Below are 22885 nucleotides of genomic sequence, written 5' to 3' on the forward strand. Positions count from 1 at the left end.
ATAAGGGGTTTATAATGGAAGTAATTCTTCTAGACAAAATCGCCAAATTAGGCGGCCTTGGTGACAAGGTAACTGTTAAATCAGGTTATGCACGTAACTACTTATTACCACAAGGTAAAGCAGTTTTTGCATCTCAAGCAAACGTTGAGCACTTTGAAGCTCGTCGCGCTGAAATCGAAGCTAAATTAGCTGAAGCTTTAGCTGCTGCAGAAGCTCGTGCTGCTAAACTAGCTGAATTAGCAGAAGTTACAATCGCTTCAAAAGCGGGTGACGAAGGTAAATTATTTGGTTCAATTGGTACTCGTGATATCGCTGATGCGATCACTGAAGCTGGCGTAGAAGTTGTTAAAGCTGAAGTACGTTTACCACATGGCTCAATCCGCGAAACAGGTGAATTCGATATCGCTATTCACTTACACACTGATGTTGACACTAGCATCAAAGTTGTTGTTATCGCTGAAGCTTAATATCAGCTAGCAAGCCTCTAGCTTGCTTGACGATAGTTATAAAACACCGTTTTTTGTTATTTTATGATAACAAATGCGGTGTTTTTTTTTATTCCCTTTAAAAAACTTGCACCTTAGCATTAATAGAGGATAATGTTAGATAAGTGTTTATTTTAGATACTTCTTTTATTTAAATAAAAAATAACAATACATGTCACTATTAACACGCATAACAAATATCTTCTCAGCTAAGCAAAGTAACCAAAGTATTGGTATTGCCTTGCAAAAAAATGCGCTTACACTCTGTTCAATCCCCGTCAGCTTAGATAAGCACGATAATGAAAAAGCGGTTTTTAATAGCTCGGCTTTAGTTGCTGAAAGTTATGAGCAAACGATAGCTTCATTACAAGATGAGTTAAGTTTATCTGGCAAAGTTCATTTGATTATTAATGAGCAACAATCACAAGTAGTGCAAATAGACAAGCCAAGCGTGCCTGAAGCTGAACTACATGGCGCGTTAAAGTGGCAGGTGAAAGATCTAGTAACCATAGCACCAGAGAACATGGTGTTAGATTATTACGATGCACCAATTATGGCGGGTAAAGAGAAACTTAACGTTGTTTGTGCGCCGTTAAAAGAACTGAAACAGCTAGTGCAAAGTATTACTGAGGCCGGTTTAGCGTTAGAAAGTATCATTACACAAGAGTTTGCCTTTAAAAATTTACTCCCTGTACAGCCAGATGCTTGCCTATTGGTATGCCAACAGCCAAATGAAGAAATTGTCTTGATGATAGTAAAGCAAGGGCAAATATACTTTCATCGTCGACTCAGAGGCTTTGCGCAAATCGCTAATAAAACGGAAGAAGAATTAAGCTTTTCCGTTATCGATGCCTTGAGTTTAGAGATACAACGCTCTACCGATTATTTTGAGCGTCAGCTAAAGCAAGCGCCAATTAAAGAAATCAAAGTGTTATTGCCTATTGCGCTTGAAGGCTTTGTTGCCAGAAAATTGTCTGAAAATACCAATGTGCCAGTAACCTTACTTGATTTACCTCAGCCATATCATGAGCAAAGAGAATATGGCGCTGTCATTGGTGCTAGCATGGCTGCAATACACGCTGCCAGTGAATTAAGCCATGTTCAGGAGGCAGCTAATGTCAGCTAAACATAGCATTAATTTATTGCAGCCTGAGTTGTTGCCAGAAAAAGTACTGGTTACGCTGCCTAGGGTTGTTGCTGTTTGGGGTGTAGCGTTTGTTATTATGCTGGTGTGGGCGCTTTTCACACACTACCAAGCTACCCAGTTAAGCAATCAACATAGCATAGTTAAGCAAGATTATGATAAGGCGAAAGCGCGCGCTAACGAGTTAGAGCAGCAAATAGCAACTCGCCGCGTTGATAGTCATCTTGCTGAAAAGCTGGCAGTGATGACCTTATTAATGAAGCATAAGCATGCCTTACATGATAAGTTAACCGATCCTAGTCGAACTTTCGTTACTGGTTTTGCCGCAGCGATGGAAGAGTTATCGGCCATGCACCATCAAGATATTCGCCTAAAAGAAATTCATATTAATAATGATGATATGAGTTTTACTGGTTTGGCAAAAGCACCAGAAGCCGTACCTGCTTGGCTTGCTGGTTTTGAAAATTCAGTGCTACTTTCTGGCAAATCATTCGTTCACTTTAAATTATCAAAAAATGAACAAGATATGACAGAGTTTGTTGTCAGCTCTAAATCATCAGTAGAGGAAAGTGACAATGAATAAACAGTGGCAACACTATTGTGAGAAATACCTAACGCTAACAGCTAGAGAGCAGTATTTAATATTGCTTACGGGCTTAGTTGCCGTTTATTTTATTATTTACCACGCTTTTATTGATGCAACCGCATTGCAAAATACTCAGTTAGCTAAGCAAATAGCGACTATGGAATCAGATAATCGCAACTTAGCATTATCAATTAATGAATATCAAATTGCCTTGCAAAAAGATCCGAACAAGGCAACGCGAGATCAAATAGCTCAGTTAGAGCAGCAAATGGCTGTTGTTGATGAAAAGCTACTAACCTTAACGTCAGAATTAATCGATCCAATTCAAATGCGTTTCGCCTTGATGGAGCTATTAAAAGTAGAGCCTAAAGTGTCATTAATGTCATTTGAGTTAATTGGCGCCCAGCCGTTGCTAGCTCAACAAGACTTAGTGCCAGAAAGCAATACCAGTGTGGCTTCAGGTCAGCAGCCATCGTCACAACTACCAACAATAGATGCTGAAGCTGCAGGATTAAATTTATACAAGCATGGTATTAAAATTAAATTATCAGGTAGTTACTTTGATCTTCGAGATTACTTGTTGCAGTTAGAGAAGTTAAAGTGGAAGTTTTTCTGGAAAGATTTTAACTTTACCTTAACAGAGTACCCAATGAATGAGCTAACTATTGAGATATATAGCTTAGGTACTAAGGAGGACTTTGTTGGTGTTTAACTTAAAGTTACTACTTTGTGCTGCTATTGCCTTACAGGTTTATCCTGCAATGGCTAATGTCGATCCAACCAGCCCCTTTGGCAAAGGCTCGGCAAAACAAGTAGCCAATCTGGAAGATAAGTTGATTTTAGAGTCAATTATCCATGGTGAAGGAATCCATACAGCAGTCATTAATGGCAAAATATTAAAGCCATTGGACACTATTGGTCAGTATCGCTTAGTTGCGGTTAATAACGATAGTGTGGTGTTGCGAAGTGAAACAGAGCGCTTAAAACTGTATGTATTTAAAGCGTCAGTATTAAAAAATAATTAAATATTTGGCTATTAAGCAATGATAAATAAACATTTAGTGATGAAAAAATTTCAGTTGAGTTTGTTATTTTCTGGTTTAGTACTCTCCCTTGTTGGTTGCCAATCAGTACCATCACAACCTGATGATATGAAAGATGGTTTAAATCAAGCTATTGTCGATACTAAAAGCCTTAATGCGCCGAAACCATTAACGCAAGTGCCTAACTCTGTTCAGCAAGAGTTAATGCAGCAAAGTATGTCTGAAGCCAAGCAAGGGCTATTAGCGGAGAAAAGGTTACAAGTTGCCGCAACTGCTGTTGAAGCAAAAGACTTTTTCACTGCTTTAGTTGAAGGCTCACCTTATAGCATTGCTATTCACCCAGAAGTTGCGGGTCAAATTACCTTAAGCTTAACCGATGTTACTTTATTTGAAGCGCTCGATGTGGTGCAAGATATTTACGGTTTTGATATTCGTCAAAACAATAACATTATCCAAGTTTATCCTTCAGGTATTCGCAGCGAAACCATCGCTTTAAACTACTTATTTTTAAAACGTTTTGGTACATCAAGTACCAGCATCAACTCAGGCGGCGTATCTGAAAACGATCCTAATTCGGGCGGAAATAATAACAATAATAGTCAAGGCGGTAATAACCGTAACAGTAATAACCGCAATAGCAATAACTCCAATAGTCAAAGTACAACGAGCGGTATTAATATTTATACCGAAAATGAATCAGACTTTTGGCTTGAGTTAAAAGAAACCTTAACGGCATTTGTTGGTACAGAAGGCGGACGCTCGGTGATTGTTTCTCCGCAAGCAGGTTTAGTTACTGTGCGTGGTTTGCCTGAAGAAATTAATGCCGTTAAGAAGTTTATCAATGACACAGAAACTCATCTGCATCGCCAAGTCATCATAGAAGCGAAAATTATGGAAGTGACCTTAAATGATGACTACCAGCAGGGCGTTCACTGGCAGGAAGTGCTTGGCAGCATAGGTGATACTAATTTTACCTTTCAAACTAACGGCTCTATTACTGGTAACCCGATTTCATCAGCCATTGGCGGTGCAACTAGCTTAAGCTTTTCAGGCCCCGATTTTAGTGGCGTCATTGAGTTACTGCAAACTCAAGGCAATGTACAAGTACTGTCTAGCCCACGTATTACCGCAACAAATAACCAAAAAGCAGTGATTAAAGTCGGTGAAGATGAATACTTTGTTACTGAAGTTTCAAGTACTACCACGACAGGCACGGCAACCACGACAACACCAGAAGTGACTTTAACACCATTTTTCTCTGGTATTGCTTTAGATGTAACGCCGCAGATAGATGAAAGTGGTGATGTGGTTTTACATGTTCACCCGTCTGTAACACTTACTGATGAACAAAATAAGAGTATTCAACTGGGTAGCCAAGAGCTGATTCTACCACTTGCGCAAAGTAGTGTTCGTGAGTCAGATACTATTATTCGTGCTAAGTCAGGTGAAATCGTTGTTATTGGTGGCTTAATTGAAACTTACACTATAGATCAAGAATCAAAAACGCCGCTGTTAGGCGATATTCCTTTTGTTGGCGAGTTATTTAAAAGTAAAAGTGAAACCTCGCAAAAGCGTGAACTGGTCATATTACTCAAGCCTGTTGTTGTTGGTGTTGATACATGGCAAAACCAATTGCAAGAAGCAAGACAGCTACTTGATAAGTGGTTTCCTGAAGAAAGTGAGTAGTTACTAATTTAAATGTAGAGAAGTTATCAACAAAGATCGCTTATGTACCTATACCATTTTGGTTTAAGAGAGTTACCTTTTACGTTAACACCTAATACAGACTTTTTTCTTGGTTTGGAGCCTCATCATGAGGCTCTTGCTGTGTTAATGACAGCGTTAAAAACGGGTGAAGGTTTTATCAAGGTGGTTGGTGAAGTCGGCACGGGTAAAACCTTGCTCTGTCGAAAACTACTCAATGAAATACCTGAGCATTTTGTTACTGCCTATATCCCTAATCCTTATTTAAATCCTGACGAGTTACGACGAGCTGTTGCCGTTGAATTAGGCGTTAAACAAGCACAGCGTATGTCTGCACAGCTGTTAACGCAACGTATTCAAAATCGCTTACTTGAGCTTCACGCACAAGGTCACTCTGTTGTGCTGATTTTAGATGAAGCACAAGCGCTACCAGCAGAAAGTTTAGAGGCGCTGCGCTTATTTACCAACTTAGAAACTGAAAAGCGTAAGCTATTGCAGGTGGTATTATTTGCTCAACCTGAGTTAGATGAGCGCTTAAATGAAAAGCAATTTCGCCAGTTAAGACAGCGTATCACTTTTTCATATAAATTACGGGCGATGAATGTTAAAGAGGTGCAGCATTATATTCAGCACCGAATGCAAGTTGCTGGCTATAAAGGGGCGAGTTTATTTTCGCAATCTTTGTGTAAGAAAATCACACAAGTATCTCAGGGCATTCCACGGCTAGTTAATATTCTCTGTCATAAAATGTTGATGCTTAGTTATGGTCAAGGTCAATATCAGATGACGCGTAAACATTTATCTGCGGCTATTGCTGATACAGAGGGAATTGCCCGTAAACCAAGCTTAAAACAGCTAATGCTAGCCGGTATTGCTTTCGTTATTTTGGCTATTGTCACTACATATTTCATAGGAATTCTTTAATGAGCGTTATTAATCAAATGCTTAAGGATCTAGAGCAGCGCTCTCCTGAACAGGGTGGGGGCAATGCTGCGCCTATTGCCGTGCCTGAAAAAACATCGACAGTAAAAGTGGTTGCTTATACGGTTTTGGTTCTGTTAGTAGTCAATGCCGTTGGTATTTATATTTGGCAATTGCTCAATGAAAACTCAGCGTTGAAACAACAAAATCAAGCTAGGCCAGCAGCTATCTCAACAAGTGTCAATTCACAGCAAAGCACGCCAATTAAGGTGATTGAAAATAAAGAGCAAGCTACAGCTAAATTACCAAGTAAAGAAGAAGTTATTGAGAATAGCAGTACTGATAAAGAAGCGTTTGCAGAGCAAATGGCGGCGAAAAATATGCCAAGGCGTGAGCTAAGTAAAGCACAATTTCCTCCAGTTCAAGCAAGCGAGCAGTCAGCGGTAAAACCTCCAGTGAGTGAAAATAAGGTGGCAGTTAAGCAAGTACAGCAAGCCACTAATTCTGTGGTGAACCACGCACAAGTTACCCCAGCTAGCAAAGAGCAAGAGTTGCAAGTCACAGCTAAACCTGTGGCAAAAATGTCAGTATCTAGGCGGCAATTAACGGCTGAAGAGCTTGTTACGCAAAAAATGGCGCAGGCAGAGGAACTCTTAGCGGCTAAAGATATTGCCAAAGCTGAGCAAAGGCTGGAAGACATCTTAATTATTTCACCTAACCATATTCAGGCGAGAAAAAAGCTCGCTGCCTTATGGTTTGGTCGTAAAGCTTATCAAAAAGCCAGTAATTTATTATCACAAGGTATTGCCTTGTATCCACAAGATAAAAGTTTGCGCGTGATGAAAGCGCAAGTTCACTTAAAACAGCAACAAGCAACTTTAGCATACCAAACCTTATTACCTTTAGCTGAGCTAGAAGATGTTGAATATCAGGTGATGTTGGCCAATGTAGCCCAGCAAAGTTCACAATGGCAAAGTGCCATTGATGCTTATAAGTTATTGGAAAAAATGCAGCCAGGTAGTGGTCGTTGGCCATTAGGCTTGGCTATAGTTTATGATAAAACCAGTCAATTTCCTTTAGCAATTCAGGCCTATAAAGCAGCATTGCTAAAATCAGGGTTAACCGCCTCATCGGCTGAATTTGCAGAGCAAAGAATTAAGGCGCTAGGAGAATAAATATGGCAGCACCAAAATTAAAAATGCGTCTAGGTGATTTGCTGGTACATGAGCATATCATCACTAATGAACAGTTAATGCAGGCGCTTAATAGCCAAAAGTCAACGGGGCGCAAGCTAGGTGATACCCTGATTGAGCTGGGTTATCTTTCTGAACGTCAACTGCTACAGTTTTTGGCTCAGCAGCTGGATGTTCCGTTTTTAGATATTAGCCAAAGACAAATTCCATCGAGTGTTGCCGCCTTATTACCTGAAGTACATGCAAGACGTTTACGGGCATTGATTATTGAAGATAAGGGTGACTCAGTCGTTATTGGTATGAGTGATCCGGCTGATTTAAGTGGCTTAGATCAACTAGAAGTCATGTTATCTCCTAAGCGCTTAGAACTCGCGGTTGTTATGGAATCGCAATTGTTTGAAGCTTTTGATGGTTTATATCGTAGAACGGCAGATATTGAATCTTTTGCTAGCCAATTAGAAGAAGAGTACCAAGAAACCTCAGAGTTTGATTTATCAACCTCATTTGTTGATGAAACGGGTGATGCTACCGTTGGTAAGCTATTACAGTCAGTTTTTGAAGATGCCGTGCAAATGCGCGCTTCAGATATTCATATTGAGCCAGATGAGTCGCAATTACGTATTCGCCAACGTATCGATGGTGTATTACAAGAAAATATTTTAAAAGAGAATAAAATTGCCTCAGCCATGGTGTTACGTTTAAAGCTGATGGCAGGCTTAGATATTTCTGAAAAACGTATTCCGCAAGACGGTCGCTTTAATATTCAAATTAGCGGACACAGTATTGATGTTCGTATTTCGACTATGCCAGTACAATATGGTGAGTCAGTGGTTATGCGTTTGTTGGATCAATCTGCAGGCTTATTATCTTTTGATCAAACGGGTATGCCGGAAGACTTAATTGCTCGGGTGCGTCATCAAATAACGCGTCCGCATGGCATGGTGCTGGTAACAGGGCCAACGGGTAGCGGTAAAACCACTACTTTATATGCCGCGTTGAGTGAGCTTAATGAAGCCAGCAAGAAGATTATCACGGTGGAAGACCCGGTAGAATATCGCTTACCGCGCATTAACCAAGTGCAGGTTAATCCGAAAATTAATCTAACCTTTTCCAGTGTCTTAAGAACCGCGCTTCGTCAAGATCCCGATATTATGATGGTGGGTGAGATGCGTGACCAAGAAACGGTGGAAATTGGCTTAAGAGGTGCCTTAACAGGTCACTTGGTATTATCAACACTGCATACTAATGATGCCATTACCAGCGCCTTAAGGCTGATTGATATGGGCGCTGCTGGGTTTCTTGTCGGTAGTTCACTACGGGCTATTATCGCCCAGCGCTTAGTTAGAAGAGTGTGTGATAACTGTGCGCAGCCGCATCAGCCAGACTCTCAAGAAATTTTGTGGTTAACAAATCTAGCCGGTGACAAAGCACAGCAAGCACAATTTGTTAAAGGTACTGGTTGTCAGTCATGTCAATATACGGGTTATAAAGGCCGAATTGGTGTATTTGAACTACTGGAAATGAATGAAGGTATGATGGCGGCATTAAAGCGTGACGACAGTGAAGCGTTCACCGAGTTATCAAAAGCTAACCCAAGCTTTAAACCTTTAGCTTTAGCAGCATTTGATTATGCGGAGCAAGGTATCACCACAGTTGAAGAAGTACTACGATTAGTTGAGACAGTTGATGTTAGTTAACTTATTTACTTATCGTTATTGTCAGGAGTGCGTCTAACTTATGCCTTCTTTTAAGTACACAGGTCGCAACGTTAGTGGCAGCCAAGTTAATGGCAAGGTCGAAGCCGTTAGTGCTACTGCCGCTGCTGAGCAGCTATTTAGACAAAACATTACCCCTATTTCTATAGCTCAGGCCAAGGAAAGCGGTGGCAGCGCAGCTAATCTTGATGTCAGTGAATTACTGGGCTTATCACGGGTAACGCTAGATGAAATGATTATATTTTGTCGACAAATGTACGCACTAATGCGCTCTGGTGTACCTATTCTTAGAGCGATAAATGGCATGTCAGAGTCGAGTAATTCTGCGCCATTAAAAAAAGCACTTGCCGATATAGGTAAGCAGCTTGAAGGTGGTTATGCACTGTCTTCAGCCCTGAACCAACACCCTAAAATATTTAACTCTTTGTTTGTTTCTTTGATTCATGTTGGTGAAAATACCGGTCAGTTAGATGAGTCATTTAATAAACTGACGGTTTATTTAGAGCGTGAGCAGGCCACGCGAAAGCGTATAAAAACCGCGTTAAGGTATCCATCTATGGTGGTTATTGCCTTATCAGCAGCTTTGGTGATTTTAAATATTTTTGTTATTCCAACCTTTGCCAATATGTTCTCAAAACTTGGCGCGGAACTGCCTTTAGCGACACGTTTTTTAATTGCCAGTTCCAACTTCTTTATTAACTTCTGGCCCTATATGCTAATGGCGGTAGTGTTAGTGTTTATTGCGGTTAAGCAATCTCTAAAAACTAAGCAAGGGCGTTATCAATGGGATAAACGCAAAGTTAAAATTCCTATTATAGGCAATATTATTGAGCGCTCGATATTGGCGCGTTTTTCTCATAGTTTTGGTATTGTCTTGACCGCAGGTGTGCCCATGACATCTGGCTTAAATCTAGTGGCTGATGCTGTTGATAACAGCTATATGAAAGATAAAATCGTTGCTATGCGTATGGCGATAGAAAGTGGCGAAAGCTTACTGCGCTCAGCTATTGCCAGCACCTTGTTTACGCCTTTGGTATTGCAAATGATTGCCGTTGGTGAAGAAACAGGCCGTGTTGATGATTTATTAAAAGAAGTCGGCGATTATTACGAGCGTGAAGTGGATTACGATTTAAGTACGCTAACAGCAAGGATAGAGCCATTATTATTGATTGTTGTTGCCATTATGGTGCTTATTTTAGCGCTAGGTATTTTTACCCCTATGTGGGATATGGCCTCAGCAATGCAAGGAAAGTAGTGACAGTGCTTTAAAGATGTTATGACAGATAATGTTGAAAAACGGGAAAAGTCATTGGCAGAGTTTATCGTCATCGTTATATTGATGGCGTCACTTATGGCGATTTTTATCTACTACTTTTTTAAGCAAGAGCAGCAGGTTGCTAGCGCAGGATTTAATAATATAGCGCAAAATTTTAATGCTACTGTGCTGGCGGTACATGCGCAATGGTTGATGGCAGGCAAGCCAAAGCTTGTTTACTTAGCGCAGTTAAATCAAAAGGATAAGCAAAGAATCACAGTGAATAAATTAGGCTGGCTAGATGCTGAGCCAAGTCATGGTGGTAGTTCTGCTTGTCATAATATTTGGCAACAAACTATGCAGACCCCCTTGTCGTTAATGAAAATGTCTATTGCTGTGGTAGAAATACAAAAAGGCAGTGCAGATGAATTTCATCATTGTCGCTACTTACTATCTTCAGGGCAATACTTTGATTATTTTACTGGCACAGGCAAGGTGAGTAAGATATATCAAAATGAATAGCGGTGTCACGAGTTGGCGCAAACAGTGAAATAACAGCTAATATTAAAAAGTAAGCAGGTGAATATGACTGTATCTGCACAATTGTGTTAATGCTTGCTAATAATTTGATTTAAATTGTTATTTATGGTCATTATGGTAATTTAATCAGTGACGAAAAACTTTAATCCTTGTTACAATGTTTTAAAGAAAGATTTAGCAAGCTTAGTGAGGTTCTAATGAGAATGAATGTTCAAAATAGCGTAAGCGTGAAAGGTAAACAACAAGGCTTTACCTTAATAGAGCTAGTGATTGTTGTAGTAATATTAGGCTTTTTAGCGGTTACTGCTATACCTAAGTTTCTTGATTTAACCGATCAAGCCAAAGAAGCCAATATTGAAGGTGTAGCGGGGGGCTTTGCTACTGGTGTTTCATTAGTTAGAGCGCAATGGGAAGCAGAAGGTCGCCCATCGGCAAATGATGTTAATCGTGTTGATTATGATGGCTCATTTTTTGCTCTAACAACTCCGACAGCTGCAAACCCTAAGAGTGTTAGAGAGGGATATCCGGTAGGTTTTGACGACGCAAATGTAGCGAGTGCTAACATGAACAATGCACGTTGTATTGATGTATGGAATGGCGTTTTTGCTCAACCTGCGAGTATTTCATCAGTTATAGGTGACTTGAATGACCCTGATCAAAATATCAATTACCTAGCAGATACCACTACTGTTTCGCTGACCGACGCAACAGGCACAGCTCAAACCTTTACTGGTTGTGTTTTTTATTTGAAAGAGACTCTAAATAAAGACGCTAGCGGCAATTATCTTACGCCATCAGGCGATATCGGTATTGGTAATAACTTCACGTATAATGCTGCAAATAGTCAAGTCATTATAAATATTAACAATTCTTAATAGCCAAGTTGGTTTATTAATGAGTCAAATTGAATTTTAAGCGTATTGATAGGAAGTAAAATGAAGTATTCAGTAAAAAATAAAGCACAACAAGGTTTTACCTTAATTGAATTAGTTGTTGTTATTGTAATTTTAGGTATTTTAGCGGTAACTGCGGCGCCTAAGTTTATTAATCTACAAGATGATGCTAGAACAGCTACTCTTCAAGGTGTAAAAGCGGCTATAGAAAGCTCGACAGCTTTAGTGTACTCAAAGTCATTAATTGCTGGTAATGAATCAGACGGAACCGGAACTAAAGCAGTTCCAATTGATGCAACGAATAATGCAATTGCTACAGTTTTTGGTTACCCAATTGCCGAACCATTTGATACAACTACTCCGGCACCTATCACAGCGGGTTCAATAGCTAACGCTCTTGATATTGATATTGCTGCTAATGCTGCAAACCCAACCACTGAATTTGTTTATGTAGAGTTTGCGGCGGATAATGCTGTTGGTATTTATTTAGCGACTACTGTTCCAGGGACACCAGCTTTAAATGATGATTGTAGTGTAACTTATACTACTTCTACTGGTGTTGGTGTTAAGCCAGTAATTGCAGTAAATGAGTGTAGTTAATAAAATTACTTGAATGAATAAAAAGGAGAGCTTATGCTCTCCTTTTTTGCTTTAAGTGCTTTATTTTGCTAAAAATAACATTAATTATCTTCTGTTTGTAAGCATATGAATCTCCAACGCGGTTTTACTTTAATTGAATTAGTGACTGTCATTATTTTGATAGGGATTCTTGCTGTGAACGTTTTACCTAAATTTGGCGGCACGGCGAGCTACGAGGCACACACTCACAGAGCACAACTTATTTCGGCACTTCGCCTGACGCAACAGCGAGCTATGCAGCAAACTGATTTAACTGCAGTCGATAAAGGCACTGTAAATGAAAGGCCTTATTGCCACCATATTGTTTTTGATGACCGAAAATATGGTGTACCTGACAGGCTAAATTGTAATGAGCGTACATTTAATAGTGGTTGGGATAAAGACAAAGATATTACCGGCCATGAAGTAGATTCTCGCTATGAGATTAGCTTTGCTGTACAAGGGGCAGCTAAGCCTGCGCTAGTATCCTTTGATTGGATGGGGCGTCCGCTAGGTGACTGCGATGGAGGTTGCACCATTGAAGTAACAAGTGCAGTAGAAACATTAGAAATTATCATTGAAGCTGAGGGCTATATTCATGCGAATTAAGTGCTCCTTGTCTAACAAACAAAGCGGTTTTACTTTAGTTGAAATCATAATCGGTATTGTTGTGCTTTCAATTTCTTTAGCCATAGTGTCTACCTTGATTGCGCCGACTGAAGAGCAAAGTGCTGATAACCTTTTACAAATTAAAGCGGCAGAGTTAGGGCAAAGTTATTTAAATGATATTACCAGCCGCGCCTTTGATCATAATTCTGATATGGCGGGAGGTCGAATTCGTTGTGGTGAGCCTAATGCTATTGTTAACCCTTGTTCTGTAGCATTAGGGGCAGAGCCGGGAGAAACAAATCGTAACTTATTCAATGATGTTGATGATTTTCATAACTATACATCGAATAGTGATGCGATTGATGATGGTTTAGATGCAGGTTATCGCAATTTTAAAGTGGCGGTCACCGTGGTTTATGCTGGGTGTGACTTAGGCTTAGGGAACTGTCCTAATGCTGAGGGGAATTTGTTAGCAAAAAAAATTACCGTCACGGTTACCACGCCATTGGGCACACCAATTGACTTTGCTACCTATAAGACGAATTTTTAATGATGTTGCCACCTAGATTCACCCCACGTTCAGCCCTTACCTTGAGTTCATGCCGAGCCATGTTAGTCGTTGGCTTTACACTAATGGAGATGATTGTTGTTATTATTATCTTAGGTGTTATGGCGGTTGGTATTGCTGGTTTTATTACTTTAAGCACACAAACTTATGTCAATGTGAGCGAGCGTGATGAACTGCTTTCTAGCGCTCGCTTTGCCATTGAACGTTTAAATCGTGAAGTCAGAAATGCTGTACCTAATAGCATACGTGTTCTTAGCACAAGTACTCATCAGTGTTTAGAGTTTGTCCCGACGATTGCTAGCACCATTTATACTGATATTGCCGTAACGCCTGAAGCGCCGCGTACTGACTTAAGCGTTATTCGTATTATCGATAATAACGATAATAATTATGTTTGTGCCGACGGTAGTTGTAATGACTTTGTCAGCGTTTACCCTATTTTGCCTAACGGTAATGATATTTATTTGCCAGCCAATGCTAAAACCTTTGCTATGGCGCGTTATACGCCAGCAGGTGCTGTCGGAACCATCACTTTAAATAATAATCAGGCTTTTAGTGAACACTCACCGACAAATCGTGCTTATATTTTTAATAGCCCAGTATCATTTTGCATAGAAGATAACGGCGCTAACATGTATCGATATGCGAATTATGGCTTTAATCAGGTTCAAATACTGCCTAACACCGTGGGCATGGCGAAATCTTTAATGGCAGAATCGTTGGATAATAGCGGAATACCTGCGTTTGTATTACAACATGCAACGTTACAGCGAAATGCTGTGGTGCAGATAAAGCTAAAATTTGTTAGAGACAGTGGCAATGAAAGCGTTGTTTTTGATAACAACATTCATATTAATAATGTACCTTAATAGTTAGCAAGCCTATTGGACTATTCTTGCTAAAGTGGCGGCATAAGGTTACCTTTAATATCAGTGATTAATAGCACTGATTTGTATAGTAAAAGTAGTAAAGCATGATGTATTTACAGCCGAAAAAGCAGTCTTTAGTAAAGCAACAAGGCAGTGCCTTGATGCTAGCTTTGTTTGTGATGATCGTTTTAATGCTTCTTGGTAGCGCCTTAGTGAAAATATTATCCACCAGTAGTGAAACTATTGCTCAAGAAGTGATAGGGACTCGTGCCTTAATGGCGGCCAATGCTGGCATGCAAGCGCACCTACAAAAAACCTTTCCGCTTAATACGCCAAACCCACAGGCATGCCCGGCCGATTTTAGTTACGATTTAAGCGCAGTTGATGGCTTGAAGCACTGCTGGGCTCATGTTACCTGCATAGCTTATAGCACTCCTGCTCCAGGAGAGAGTTATTATCGTTTTGTTAGTCAAGGAGACTGTGGCAGCAGTGCTATTGACTCTGAAAGTATCGGTATTGTCCGTAGTTCCCGTACACTACAAGTTGAAGCGAGGAATTTATAATGTTAACTCGTTTTGTGGGTATTTTCTTAGTAGTTTTCGCATCGATACTGACCAACCTTGCTTATGGAGCGGCTTGTTTAGATATTTTCCCAGGAGCTACTAATGACAATTTAGCTAATAAAGGGCTTGAATTTATTAATGTGCCACCATTTACTGGTGCAGATTGGTATTTAACGAATCCAGATCATATCCCCTTGGGCGATAGCCAACATTTAAGCTGGTACAGCCAACAAATAATTACCGTTAGCTCAACGCCTGTATCTGAAACTACAGCTAGGCTCTATATTGCCAATGGCGCTAGTTGGACTAATGCAAAAATTAACGTTGGCGGCAACCCTGAAGATTTGATCATTATCGTTAATGGCAGTATGGCTATCAGTGGTGGAATTAGTGGTGGCAATACGGAAATTAATGCCATTATCTATGCAACTGGCTCAATCACTATCACAGGTAAGGTTGAAATTAATGGCGCGGTGGCCGCGGAAGGTGCACTCAGCACCACGCCGAGTGCTGATATCGATTATGATGATGATGCAATAGCTGCCGCTGATTTTAATGGTATGTGTGATAATGGTGCTGCTACTGTCACGCCAATATTAGACTTTCACTTTGACGAGTGTTCATATACTGGCGCTGCTAATGAGGTAATTGACTCTGTTGGCAACTATGCTGGCACAGCGATGAATGGCTTAAATACTGCTGATGCTGGGCAAATAGAAAAATTTGCGCAAATCACTGATGATCAACACTATGTAGATACCTCAGTACCGCTGCCATCATCTTATAGTGTCAGCACTTGGTTTAAAAAGCCAACCGCGACAACAGGTAATGATTATTTTGTGCTAGGGGCAATGGCATCGGGTGGCGATTTATTATATTTAGATCGTAGCAATAGTTGGCGATGGGGCGTATATGATGGCAGTAACGCTAGCAATGGTAGCTATTCTTTTGCCAGCTTAGATGATAACTGGCATCACCTTACGCTTGTATACAACGCCGGACAAACATTGCTTTATATAGATGGTGTGCAGGTAGACTCTGTTAACCGCGTGCCTGCGGGTACTTTAAAATATATTGCCACTTCTTTTGATCAGGTTAATAGCAGTAGCCCACAAGGCTTTAGAGCACCTTTAGATGAATTTATGGTCTTTGATGGCGTGCTGTCGGCAGGTGCAATTCAAACCCTATACAATAATCAGCTTGCTCAGAATAATTATGATGGCACAGCGAGAGCGCCGGTTGTTTGTCAGTCGCTATTAGCTCTGTATAAATTTGAGCAAACTGATTTTTCAACACAAATTGATGATACTAGTGGCTTAGATAACCATGCAGCAAACCTCTTTGGTGGTTTATCAACCCCAGATGGTAAATATTGTCGCGGTTTTGAAAGCGAGAGCTGGAATGACTCGAACGCTATTACCGATTCTTTTAGGTCGCCGCTAGATGTTAATGACAATATCGGCTTACAGGGCACCATTAGTTTTTGGTTCCAAAGCCGTATAGATTGGGATCAGGGGCAAGAGCGGGTATTGTTTGACGCCAGCGCAGGCAGCAACCAAACTGATAAATATTTTGTTTTTGAAATTCAGCAAGATGGCCGCTTGAAGTTTGCTTTTGAAGACTCTGTTGATAGTGACTTTAACATTATAGAGCCGCTTAATTATAATCGCAGCGCCGATATTTGGTATTACCTTACGGTAACTTGGGATTACGTTAATAATAGCTTTGCCATTTATGTTGATGGCAACTTGGTGAGTCAACAAACCCGTAATACCAATGGCGCTATGGGGGAGTTACTGCCGATTGTTTTTGGTGACAACTCTTCTGACTATACCCAAGCAGGCAATTCAAATATTGCTTCACCTTATTCTTCATTTGGCAATTATGATGAAGTACGCATTTATAATCGCGTGCTTTCGCAAGCAGAAATTCAAGCGGATCGTGATGATGATACTGGCTGTGAAAAGAACCTTATTGCTGAGTGGCGCATGGACGAAATAAATTGGTCGGGTGCTAGTGGTGAAGTGCTAGATCAAATTGCTAATTTCCATGGGCAGGCATTTAATGGCGCGAATACCCAAAGCAGTGAACCAGCCAGAGTGGGGAATCCGGGTACTTGTGGTTATGGTGTTTTTGATGGCATTGATGACTATGTCGCCATTGCTGATGATCCTGCTTTTGATTTAGAAGAGCAGTTAACTGTTTCCGCATGGGTATACCCTGAGAGTTTACCTAGCTCAGATCTTATGACCATTTTGTCTAAAGATGAAAATTATGAATTTCATCTTACCCCACAAGGGGAAATTAACTGGTGGTGGCAAACCAATTCATATACTAGCAGTGGCGCCAATATCACCCCAGGTAATTGGTATCACATAGCGATTACGTATCAAGATGGTCAGCAAGTTATTTATGTTAATGGTGTTGATAGGGGCGCGCGAACTTACTCGGGTAGCTTAGTGCTTAACAATGACCCAATCCAGATAGGTCAAGATCAATTCCACCCTGGTCGATATTTTCATGGTCGTATTGATGAAGTACGCATCTATGACTATGCCCTTAATTCAGGAGAAACGAATGCGGTTTATCAAGACACGCATCCGTGTACTATTTATATAGATCACTTTGAAATTGACACCTTAGATGAGCAAGGCTTAACTTGTGAAGCGGATAATATTGTTATCAGGGCATGTGCGGATGCAAGTTGTAGTACGTTAAATACCGATGAATTTACCGTAGAGCTGTTAGTTAACAATACCAGTAAGGGCAATATTACCTTCTCAGGTGGTAGTGTAACTACAGACTATGTTCATACTACAGCGGGTAATGCCGCGTTAAGCTTAAGTCAGGCCTATTCGTGTCGAAACTCGACTACTTCCCCCTGTAATGTAGATTTTAGAGATGCTGGTTTTGTTATCAATAATGCCTTAGGTGATGGTATTCCACACCAAATATCTGGTAAGCCATCCGATACTGGTTACAATGCAAGAGACTTGTATCTGAAAGCGGTAAAAACAGATGATTCAACCGGGGCTTGTGTTGGGCTATTTCCAGATGGTGCTGATGTACCTGTGAACTTGTCTTATACCTGTCACGGTGACAGTAGCGCCTGCTCTAGTAATTTAACGCTAACCAACAATGGCGCAGATAAGCTGCTTACTCAGACTGCAGCTTCACATAGTTTACGATTTTCTGCTGACTCAACAGCCTATTTTTCATTAACTTACCCTGATGCAGGCAAATTAATTTTGAATGCTCAAAAGCTAGTTGAGGTAGAAGATTCGCAAGGAAATAAAGAAACGCTTAATTTACAGACATCTTCCAATGCTTTTGTTGAAAAGCCTTTTGCTTTTAAGTTGGACTTTTCTGCTGATAGCAATGCGGGTGATGCATATGCACTAGATCCAGATGGTAGTAAATTTAAAGTCGCTGGTGATACCTTTAAGATGACAGCAACTGCAGTACAGTGGGCAAATGGTCAGGATACTGATAATAATGGCATTCCTGATGATTTAACTGCCGTTACAGGCAACGCCACTGCTAATCACTTTGATGCTAAATCGTTAACTACCACTCACACATTACAATTACCCTTGGGTGGACAGCAGGGAATATTAACCGCAGAGCAATCGAACACATTCGCCAATAGTGTTGTCACCAATGATTTTAATTACAGTGAAGTCGGTATCATTCAATTAAACACTGAAATTGAAGGTGTTGGTTCTAATAGTGGTGATTACCTTGGCGCAGGTAATGTATTTGGTGAAGTACAAAATGTTGGCCGTTTTATTCCTGCCTATTTTGATTTAGCACAGAATGATGGTGCACTCGCCGTTTATTGCGATATCAATCCTCCAACTCTGCCATTTGCTTATGTAGGCCAGAAGCAGCAAAGTGATAATAGTATCGGTGCTATTCGTTATGGAAATGGTATTAATGATAATCCTAGTTTTACCATTACGGCTATGTCAAAGAACGGTGCTAATGTCACGCAAAACTACACTGGCGCTTTTATGAAGCTTGTGGAAACAAGTATTGAACGCGTGACCCCTACTTTGGATAGCGATATTGTTAACAATCTCGGTAGCTTAGGCAATCAATTAGCTATTGAAGCTAATATTAATAAAATTTCTACCAAATATTTACAGGAAAATGAAGCCGAGGGCGTGATAACCGTAACCTATAAAGATGAAGATAATTATTTTTATGAGCATGTACTAAATGCACAACGAAACTTAATTACGTCAGATATTGATTTATTGGTTAATGCGATTACAGATGAAGATGGGGTTGTGCCTGAGAATCCAGCTGTTCCGGTATTAACCCTAGAGCCAACAGGGGTCGAAGTGCGCTTTGGCAGAGCAAACCTGGCCAACAGCTATGGCCCAGAGACCTCTCCTTTACCGCAAGAATTGTCTGTTGAATATTTTAAGGATGGTAATTATTTACTAGCAGATACCGATAGTTGCAGTCAGTATAACAGTGCTAATGTCAGCTATGGTCTTCCAAATGAACCTGGTATTAGTGCTAGCGATATAGAAGCAGTCACTGGTAATTTTGTTGAAGTGCTTGACCCTCCTAATGGCTTAACCCGTGCTATTGTCATTAAAGCGCCAGGTGCCGGCAATACGGGTCAAGTACGGGTTAATTATAATATTTATGACTGGCTCAAGTTTGATTGGAGCGGTAATGGAAGCTTTACCGAAAACCCATGGGCAATTGCCACTTTTGGAACTTATCGTGGTAATGATCGCATTATTTATCAGCGAGAAGTGAGCCGATAATTTCTTGGTACTTTCAAACGATAAGGCAATTTTGCACTGAAAAGTTGCCTTTTTTATCAACTGAAATTTTTACTGACAAAATTTCCTCATTTTCCTTATCTCTTGGCGGATTTCTTATAAAAAAAGCAACACATTAGCCTAATACTAAGGTATGATTGTTCGATCTGTGATTTGCTTTATTGCTATCACTACTTAATTGGCCATTTTTAAGGATATTTCGACCCTATGTTTAAAAAATTACGCGGCATGTTTTCTAACGACTTATCCATCGATTTAGGAACTGCAAACACTCTTATTTATGTCAAAGAACAAGGCATAGTATTGAACGAACCCTCTGTAGTAGCTATTCGTCAAGACCGCTCAGGTGGCTCTAAAAGTGTTGCTGCTGTTGGTGTTGCTGCAAAGCAAATGTTGGGTCGTACGCCGGGTAATATTGAAGCCATTCGCCCAATGAAAGATGGTGTTATAGCTAACTTTTTTGTTACTGAAAAAATGCTTCAGCACTTTATTAAACAAGTGCACAGTAATAATTTTTTACGTCCAAGTCCACGTGTATTAGTATGTGTTCCTTGTGGTTCTACACAAGTTGAACGTCGTGCCATTAGAGAATCAGCCATGGGCGCTGGTGCTCGTGAAGTTTACTTAATTGATGAGCCAATGGCGGCGGCAATCGGTGCAGGTATGCCAGTATCAGAAGCAACGGGCTCTATGGTTGTTGATATTGGTGGTGGTACTACTGAAGTAGGCATTATTTCACTTAACGGTGTGGTGTATTCATCATCGGTACGCATTGGTGGTGATAAGTTTGATGAAGCTATCATCAACTATGTACGTCGTAACTTTGGTAGCCTTATTGGTGAAGCGACCGCTGAGCGTATTAAGCATGAAATTGGTTCCGCTTACCCAGGTGAAGAATTAATTGAAATTGAAGTACGTGGCCGTAACTTAGCGGAAGGTGTACCGCGCAGCTTTACACTAAACAGCAATGAAATTTTAGAAGCATTACAAGAGCCATTAACAGGTATTGTTAGTGCCATTATGGTTGCCTTAGAGCAATCGCCACCTGAGCTGGCGTCAGATATTTCTGAGCGCGGTATGGTGCTTACCGGTGGTGGTGCACTACTTAAAGATTTAGATCGTTTATTAATGGAAGAAACAGGTATTCCAGTTGTTGTTGCTGAAGATCCATTAACCTGTGTGGCACGTGGCGGTGGTAAAGCGCTAGAAATGATTGATATGCATGGGGGAGATTTGTTCTCCTACGAATAAAAACTATAAATTTTCTTTGTTATTTAGCTCTATTACTTCGTTAAAGGTACTCATTGGCAAAAGCCAACTCCGTGCCTTTGCCTCGTACTAGAACTGAATAACTTTGAAAATTTAGCAGTTTAGATAATGTATTTTATTTTAGGTACTTAACTGACAAACGGCCATTCTAGTTCTCCTATGAATCCAATTTTTAAACATGGACCATCACCACAGCACCGACTTATCTTGGTGCTGTGTTGTTCTGCGGCTTTGATATTTTTTGATCACAAAATGTCGAGCTTTGATGTCGTGCGTGGTTATTTGCAATCACTGGTGAGCCCGCTGCAGTATATGGCAAATGCACCTAAGCAAATGCTTTCTTGGGCAGCAGAAAATATTGTAACTCGCCGACAATTAATGGCGGAAAATGAAGCCTATCGTAAAAATGAGTTGGTGTTTCACGAACAAGGTATGCAGCTTGATATTATCAAGCAAGAAAATGCTCGACTTCGTGCTTTATTAGCATCGCCAATCCGTCCTGACATTAAGAAAATGTTTGCTGAAATTTTATCGGTAGACAGTGATCCTTATACTCATCAAGTATTAATTAATCGCGGTGCCAGTGATGGTGTTTATGAAGGGCAGCCTGTGTTAGATGAGCAGGGCATAGTCGGCCAAATACTTCATGTCGGTGCCCGCAGTTCACGCGTAATTTTAATGACTGATGTTACGCACGCCGTGCCCGTTCGTGTGGAACGAAATGGTTTGCGCATGGTGGCCTCAGGTACAGGTAGAATTGATTTATTAACGCACAATTTTGTTCCACATAGCGCAGATATCCAAGAAGGTGACTTACTTGTTACTTCGGGACTTGGCGGTAAATATCCTGAAGGTTATCCGGTTGCCAGAGTAACTCATGTCAGTGATGATGAAACCCGTGAGTTTGTTAAAGTTTATTCTCGTCCTGTGGCGCAAATAGATCGCTTACGTTATTTATTGCTACTCTCAAAAGAAGAGCCCAGCAGCATTTTTTCTCCCAAATCAGCAGCGGGAGGTAAATAGTGTTTTCTCATAACGGTATCATTATTGTTTTTACCTTATTGATAGCACTGATGGCAAGTATTATGCCTATGCCACTGAGTGTTGATGCCTTTAGACCTGATTGGGTTTTGATTGTTTTAGTGTATTGGTGCTTAGCTCTGCCTAATAAAATCAATATTATCACGGCTTGGTTTATGGGCTTTATTCTCGATGTGTTATTGGGCTCGGTATTAGGTGTACATGCTGCAGCAATGGCGCTCTCTGTTTATATTGTTGTCGTTAACTTCCAGAAAATCCGTAATTTTTCCGTATGGCAGCAAGCGCTGATTATTGGTGTTTTAGCGGCGCTTTATCATTTATTAGTATTTTGGCTGCAACGTTTTTTAACAGACGCGGTGTTTTTAACCAGTTATCTTTACCCTGTGATCACTAGTGTTATTTTGTGGCCTTGGGTATTTTTATTGTTACGTCGTGTTCGCCGCCACTTTAAGATTAAGTAATGATGAGTAAAAAACTAGTATTGGCATCGCAGTCGCCAAGAAGACAAGCTTTCTTGAGTCAGCTTGGTTATGAATTTGATGTGTTAGCGGCTGATATTGATGAATCGCCGTTAGCAAATGAAATTCCGGCAGATTATGTGCAACGTTTAGCAACACAAAAAGCGCAACATTGCTTTGCTTTACTGTCGCAATCAAGCGATAGTTTAGTTATAGGCTCTGATACTTGTGTGGTTTGCCAAGGAAAAATACTCGGCAAACCTAAAGATGAAGCAGACTGTATTGCCACCTTGACCTTGTTGTCAGGTAAAACACATCAGGTATTAACTGCGGTTGCTCTAGTTGCTGACGGGCTAACGGTAGCTAAGTTAGTGAGCACAGAAGTGACTTTTAGAACGCTAACATTGGCAGAAATGCAGCGATACTGGCAAACAGGCGAGCCGCAAGATAAGGCCGGCTCTTATGCTATTCAAGGGTTGGCGGGACAGTTTATAACATCTATTTCGGGAAGTTATTCATCTGTTGTTGGCTTACCTTTGGTAGAAACCAAAGCATTGTTAACGCAAGCAGGCTTAACGGCACAAATGCCGATAAATTAATCAAATAATG

The 22885-nt window shown here is 40.5% G+C and carries 22 protein-coding genes; all 22 read left to right on the plus strand.

Annotated elements, in window-relative coordinates; translation table 11 throughout:
* Nucleotides 1-14: 14 nt before the first annotated feature.
* The 22 genes from rplI to EMK97_RS13225 all read left to right on the plus strand — a co-directional run bounded on the left by rplI (nt 15) and on the right by EMK97_RS13225 (nt 22875).
* Nucleotides 15-467 carry a 50S ribosomal protein L9 gene (gene rplI, locus EMK97_RS13120; protein WP_130602888.1) on the plus strand — a complete coding sequence of 151 codons (453 nt, stop codon included), beginning with the start codon at nt 15-17 and terminating at the stop codon, nt 465-467.
* 190 nt (nt 468-657) lie between these two features.
* Entirely contained in the window at nt 658-1611 is a 954-nt protein-coding gene (locus EMK97_RS13125; RefSeq protein ID WP_130602890.1) for an MSHA biogenesis protein MshI, read from the plus strand.
* Nucleotides 1601-2212 (plus strand): PilN domain-containing protein, encoded by a 612-nt coding sequence (locus EMK97_RS13130; RefSeq protein ID WP_170176765.1) that lies wholly within the window; start codon nt 1601-1603, stop codon nt 2210-2212. Before EMK97_RS13125 ends, EMK97_RS13130 begins: the two co-directional genes overlap by 11 nt.
* Nucleotides 2205-2927, plus strand: coding sequence for a hypothetical protein (locus EMK97_RS13135; RefSeq protein ID WP_130602894.1), 723 nt, complete (start codon nt 2205-2207; stop codon nt 2925-2927). Before EMK97_RS13130 ends, EMK97_RS13135 begins: the two co-directional genes overlap by 8 nt.
* Nucleotides 2920-3240 carry a hypothetical protein gene (locus tag EMK97_RS13140; protein WP_246028785.1) on the plus strand — a complete coding sequence of 107 codons (321 nt, stop codon included), beginning with the start codon at nt 2920-2922 and terminating at the stop codon, nt 3238-3240. Before EMK97_RS13135 ends, EMK97_RS13140 begins: the two co-directional genes overlap by 8 nt.
* 18 nt (nt 3241-3258) lie before the next feature.
* Nucleotides 3259-4944 (plus strand): pilus (MSHA type) biogenesis protein MshL, encoded by a 1686-nt coding sequence (gene mshL / locus EMK97_RS13145; RefSeq protein ID WP_130602898.1) that lies wholly within the window; start codon nt 3259-3261, stop codon nt 4942-4944.
* A gap of 42 nt (nt 4945-4986) precedes the next feature.
* Nucleotides 4987-5886, plus strand: coding sequence for an ExeA family protein (locus tag EMK97_RS13150; protein WP_130602900.1), 900 nt, complete (start codon nt 4987-4989; stop codon nt 5884-5886).
* Nucleotides 5886-7058 carry a tetratricopeptide repeat protein gene (locus EMK97_RS13155; RefSeq protein ID WP_130602902.1) on the plus strand — a complete coding sequence of 391 codons (1173 nt, stop codon included), beginning with the start codon at nt 5886-5888 and terminating at the stop codon, nt 7056-7058. The genes EMK97_RS13150 and EMK97_RS13155 overlap by 1 nt, the downstream gene beginning before the upstream one ends.
* A 2-nt stretch (nt 7059-7060) precedes the next feature.
* Complete coding sequence (locus EMK97_RS13160) at nt 7061-8773, plus strand: GspE/PulE family protein (protein ID WP_130602904.1); 1713 nt, start codon at nt 7061-7063, stop codon at nt 8771-8773.
* 40 nt (nt 8774-8813) lie between these two features.
* On the plus strand, nt 8814-10046 hold the full coding sequence (locus EMK97_RS13165) for a type II secretion system F family protein (protein ID WP_130602906.1): 1233 nt from the start codon (nt 8814-8816) through the stop codon (nt 10044-10046).
* A 21-nt stretch (nt 10047-10067) separates the two neighbouring features.
* Nucleotides 10068-10568 carry a hypothetical protein gene (locus tag EMK97_RS13170; RefSeq protein ID WP_130602908.1) on the plus strand — a complete coding sequence of 167 codons (501 nt, stop codon included), beginning with the start codon at nt 10068-10070 and terminating at the stop codon, nt 10566-10568.
* Between the two features lie 215 nt (nt 10569-10783).
* Nucleotides 10784-11461 (plus strand): type II secretion system protein, encoded by a 678-nt coding sequence (locus EMK97_RS13175; protein ID WP_130602910.1) that lies wholly within the window; start codon nt 10784-10786, stop codon nt 11459-11461.
* A gap of 60 nt (nt 11462-11521) precedes the next feature.
* Nucleotides 11522-12079 carry a type II secretion system protein gene (locus tag EMK97_RS19360; protein ID WP_130602912.1) on the plus strand — a complete coding sequence of 186 codons (558 nt, stop codon included), beginning with the start codon at nt 11522-11524 and terminating at the stop codon, nt 12077-12079.
* A gap of 105 nt (nt 12080-12184) precedes the next feature.
* On the plus strand, nt 12185-12706 hold the full coding sequence (locus tag EMK97_RS13185) for a pilus assembly FimT family protein (protein WP_130602914.1): 522 nt from the start codon (nt 12185-12187) through the stop codon (nt 12704-12706).
* 7 nt (nt 12707-12713) lie between these two features.
* Nucleotides 12714-13256 carry a type IV pilus modification PilV family protein gene (locus EMK97_RS13190; RefSeq protein WP_246028786.1) on the plus strand — a complete coding sequence of 181 codons (543 nt, stop codon included), beginning with the start codon at nt 12714-12716 and terminating at the stop codon, nt 13254-13256.
* Nucleotides 13256-14143 carry a PulJ/GspJ family protein gene (locus EMK97_RS13195; protein ID WP_130602918.1) on the plus strand — a complete coding sequence of 296 codons (888 nt, stop codon included), beginning with the start codon at nt 13256-13258 and terminating at the stop codon, nt 14141-14143. The genes EMK97_RS13190 and EMK97_RS13195 overlap by 1 nt, the downstream gene beginning before the upstream one ends.
* Before the next feature lie 104 nt (nt 14144-14247).
* Nucleotides 14248-14706: a pilus assembly PilX N-terminal domain-containing protein gene (locus EMK97_RS13200; protein ID WP_130602920.1), complete on the plus strand. Its 459-nt coding sequence runs from the start codon at nt 14248-14250 to the stop codon at nt 14704-14706.
* Nucleotides 14706-19490, plus strand: a complete 4785-nt coding sequence (locus tag EMK97_RS13205) for a LamG domain-containing protein (protein WP_130602922.1) — start codon at nt 14706-14708, stop codon at nt 19488-19490. Before EMK97_RS13200 ends, EMK97_RS13205 begins: the two co-directional genes overlap by 1 nt.
* A gap of 225 nt (nt 19491-19715) precedes the next feature.
* Nucleotides 19716-20759 carry a rod shape-determining protein gene (locus EMK97_RS13210; protein ID WP_130602924.1) on the plus strand — a complete coding sequence of 348 codons (1044 nt, stop codon included), beginning with the start codon at nt 19716-19718 and terminating at the stop codon, nt 20757-20759.
* Between the two features lie 177 nt (nt 20760-20936).
* Nucleotides 20937-21800, plus strand: coding sequence for a rod shape-determining protein MreC (gene mreC / locus EMK97_RS13215; protein ID WP_130602926.1), 864 nt, complete (start codon nt 20937-20939; stop codon nt 21798-21800).
* Nucleotides 21800-22279, plus strand: coding sequence for a rod shape-determining protein MreD (gene mreD, locus EMK97_RS13220; RefSeq protein WP_130602928.1), 480 nt, complete (start codon nt 21800-21802; stop codon nt 22277-22279). Before mreC ends, mreD begins: the two co-directional genes overlap by 1 nt.
* Before the next feature lie 2 nt (nt 22280-22281).
* A complete protein-coding gene (locus tag EMK97_RS13225) occupies nt 22282-22875 on the plus strand; it encodes a Maf family protein (protein ID WP_130604482.1) in 594 nt (197 codons plus the stop codon).
* The last annotated feature ends 10 nt before the right edge of the window (nt 22876-22885 follow it).

This window comes from Litorilituus sediminis (genome assembly GCF_004295665.1).
GTDB classification, from domain to species: domain Bacteria; phylum Pseudomonadota; class Gammaproteobacteria; order Enterobacterales; family Alteromonadaceae; genus Colwellia; species Colwellia sediminis.

What these genes read in the sequence shown, in the direction of transcription:
- EMK97_RS13135 (WP_130602894.1), top strand. Translation starts at nt 2,205, where the DNA reads ATGAATAAACAGTGGCAACACTATTGTGAGAAATACCTAACGCTAACA.
- mshL (WP_130602898.1), top strand. Translation starts at nt 3,259, where the DNA reads ATGATAAATAAACATTTAGTGATGAAAAAATTTCAGTTGAGTTTGTTA.
- EMK97_RS13160 (WP_130602904.1), top strand. Translation starts at nt 7,061, where the DNA reads ATGGCAGCACCAAAATTAAAAATGCGTCTAGGTGATTTGCTGGTACAT.
- EMK97_RS19360 (WP_130602912.1), top strand. Translation starts at nt 11,522, where the DNA reads ATGAAGTATTCAGTAAAAAATAAAGCACAACAAGGTTTTACCTTAATT.
- rplI (WP_130602888.1), top strand. Translation starts at nt 15, where the DNA reads ATGGAAGTAATTCTTCTAGACAAAATCGCCAAATTAGGCGGCCTTGGT.
- EMK97_RS13185 (WP_130602914.1), top strand. Translation starts at nt 12,185, where the DNA reads ATGAATCTCCAACGCGGTTTTACTTTAATTGAATTAGTGACTGTCATT.
- EMK97_RS13205 (WP_130602922.1), top strand. Translation starts at nt 14,706, where the DNA reads ATGTTAACTCGTTTTGTGGGTATTTTCTTAGTAGTTTTCGCATCGATA.
- EMK97_RS13175 (WP_130602910.1), top strand. Translation starts at nt 10,784, where the DNA reads ATGAGAATGAATGTTCAAAATAGCGTAAGCGTGAAAGGTAAACAACAA.
- EMK97_RS13200 (WP_130602920.1), top strand. Translation starts at nt 14,248, where the DNA reads ATGATGTATTTACAGCCGAAAAAGCAGTCTTTAGTAAAGCAACAAGGC.
- EMK97_RS13150 (WP_130602900.1), top strand. Translation starts at nt 4,987, where the DNA reads ATGTACCTATACCATTTTGGTTTAAGAGAGTTACCTTTTACGTTAACA.
- EMK97_RS13210 (WP_130602924.1), top strand. Translation starts at nt 19,716, where the DNA reads ATGTTTAAAAAATTACGCGGCATGTTTTCTAACGACTTATCCATCGAT.
- EMK97_RS13195 (WP_130602918.1), top strand. Translation starts at nt 13,256, where the DNA reads ATGATGTTGCCACCTAGATTCACCCCACGTTCAGCCCTTACCTTGAGT.
- EMK97_RS13125 (WP_130602890.1), top strand. Translation starts at nt 658, where the DNA reads ATGTCACTATTAACACGCATAACAAATATCTTCTCAGCTAAGCAAAGT.
- EMK97_RS13170 (WP_130602908.1), top strand. Translation starts at nt 10,068, where the DNA reads ATGACAGATAATGTTGAAAAACGGGAAAAGTCATTGGCAGAGTTTATC.
- EMK97_RS13165 (WP_130602906.1), top strand. Translation starts at nt 8,814, where the DNA reads ATGCCTTCTTTTAAGTACACAGGTCGCAACGTTAGTGGCAGCCAAGTT.
- EMK97_RS13130 (WP_170176765.1), top strand. Translation starts at nt 1,601, where the DNA reads ATGTCAGCTAAACATAGCATTAATTTATTGCAGCCTGAGTTGTTGCCA.
- EMK97_RS13155 (WP_130602902.1), top strand. Translation starts at nt 5,886, where the DNA reads ATGAGCGTTATTAATCAAATGCTTAAGGATCTAGAGCAGCGCTCTCCT.
- EMK97_RS13225 (WP_130604482.1), top strand. Translation starts at nt 22,282, where the DNA reads ATGAGTAAAAAACTAGTATTGGCATCGCAGTCGCCAAGAAGACAAGCT.
- mreC (WP_130602926.1), top strand. Translation starts at nt 20,937, where the DNA reads ATGAATCCAATTTTTAAACATGGACCATCACCACAGCACCGACTTATC.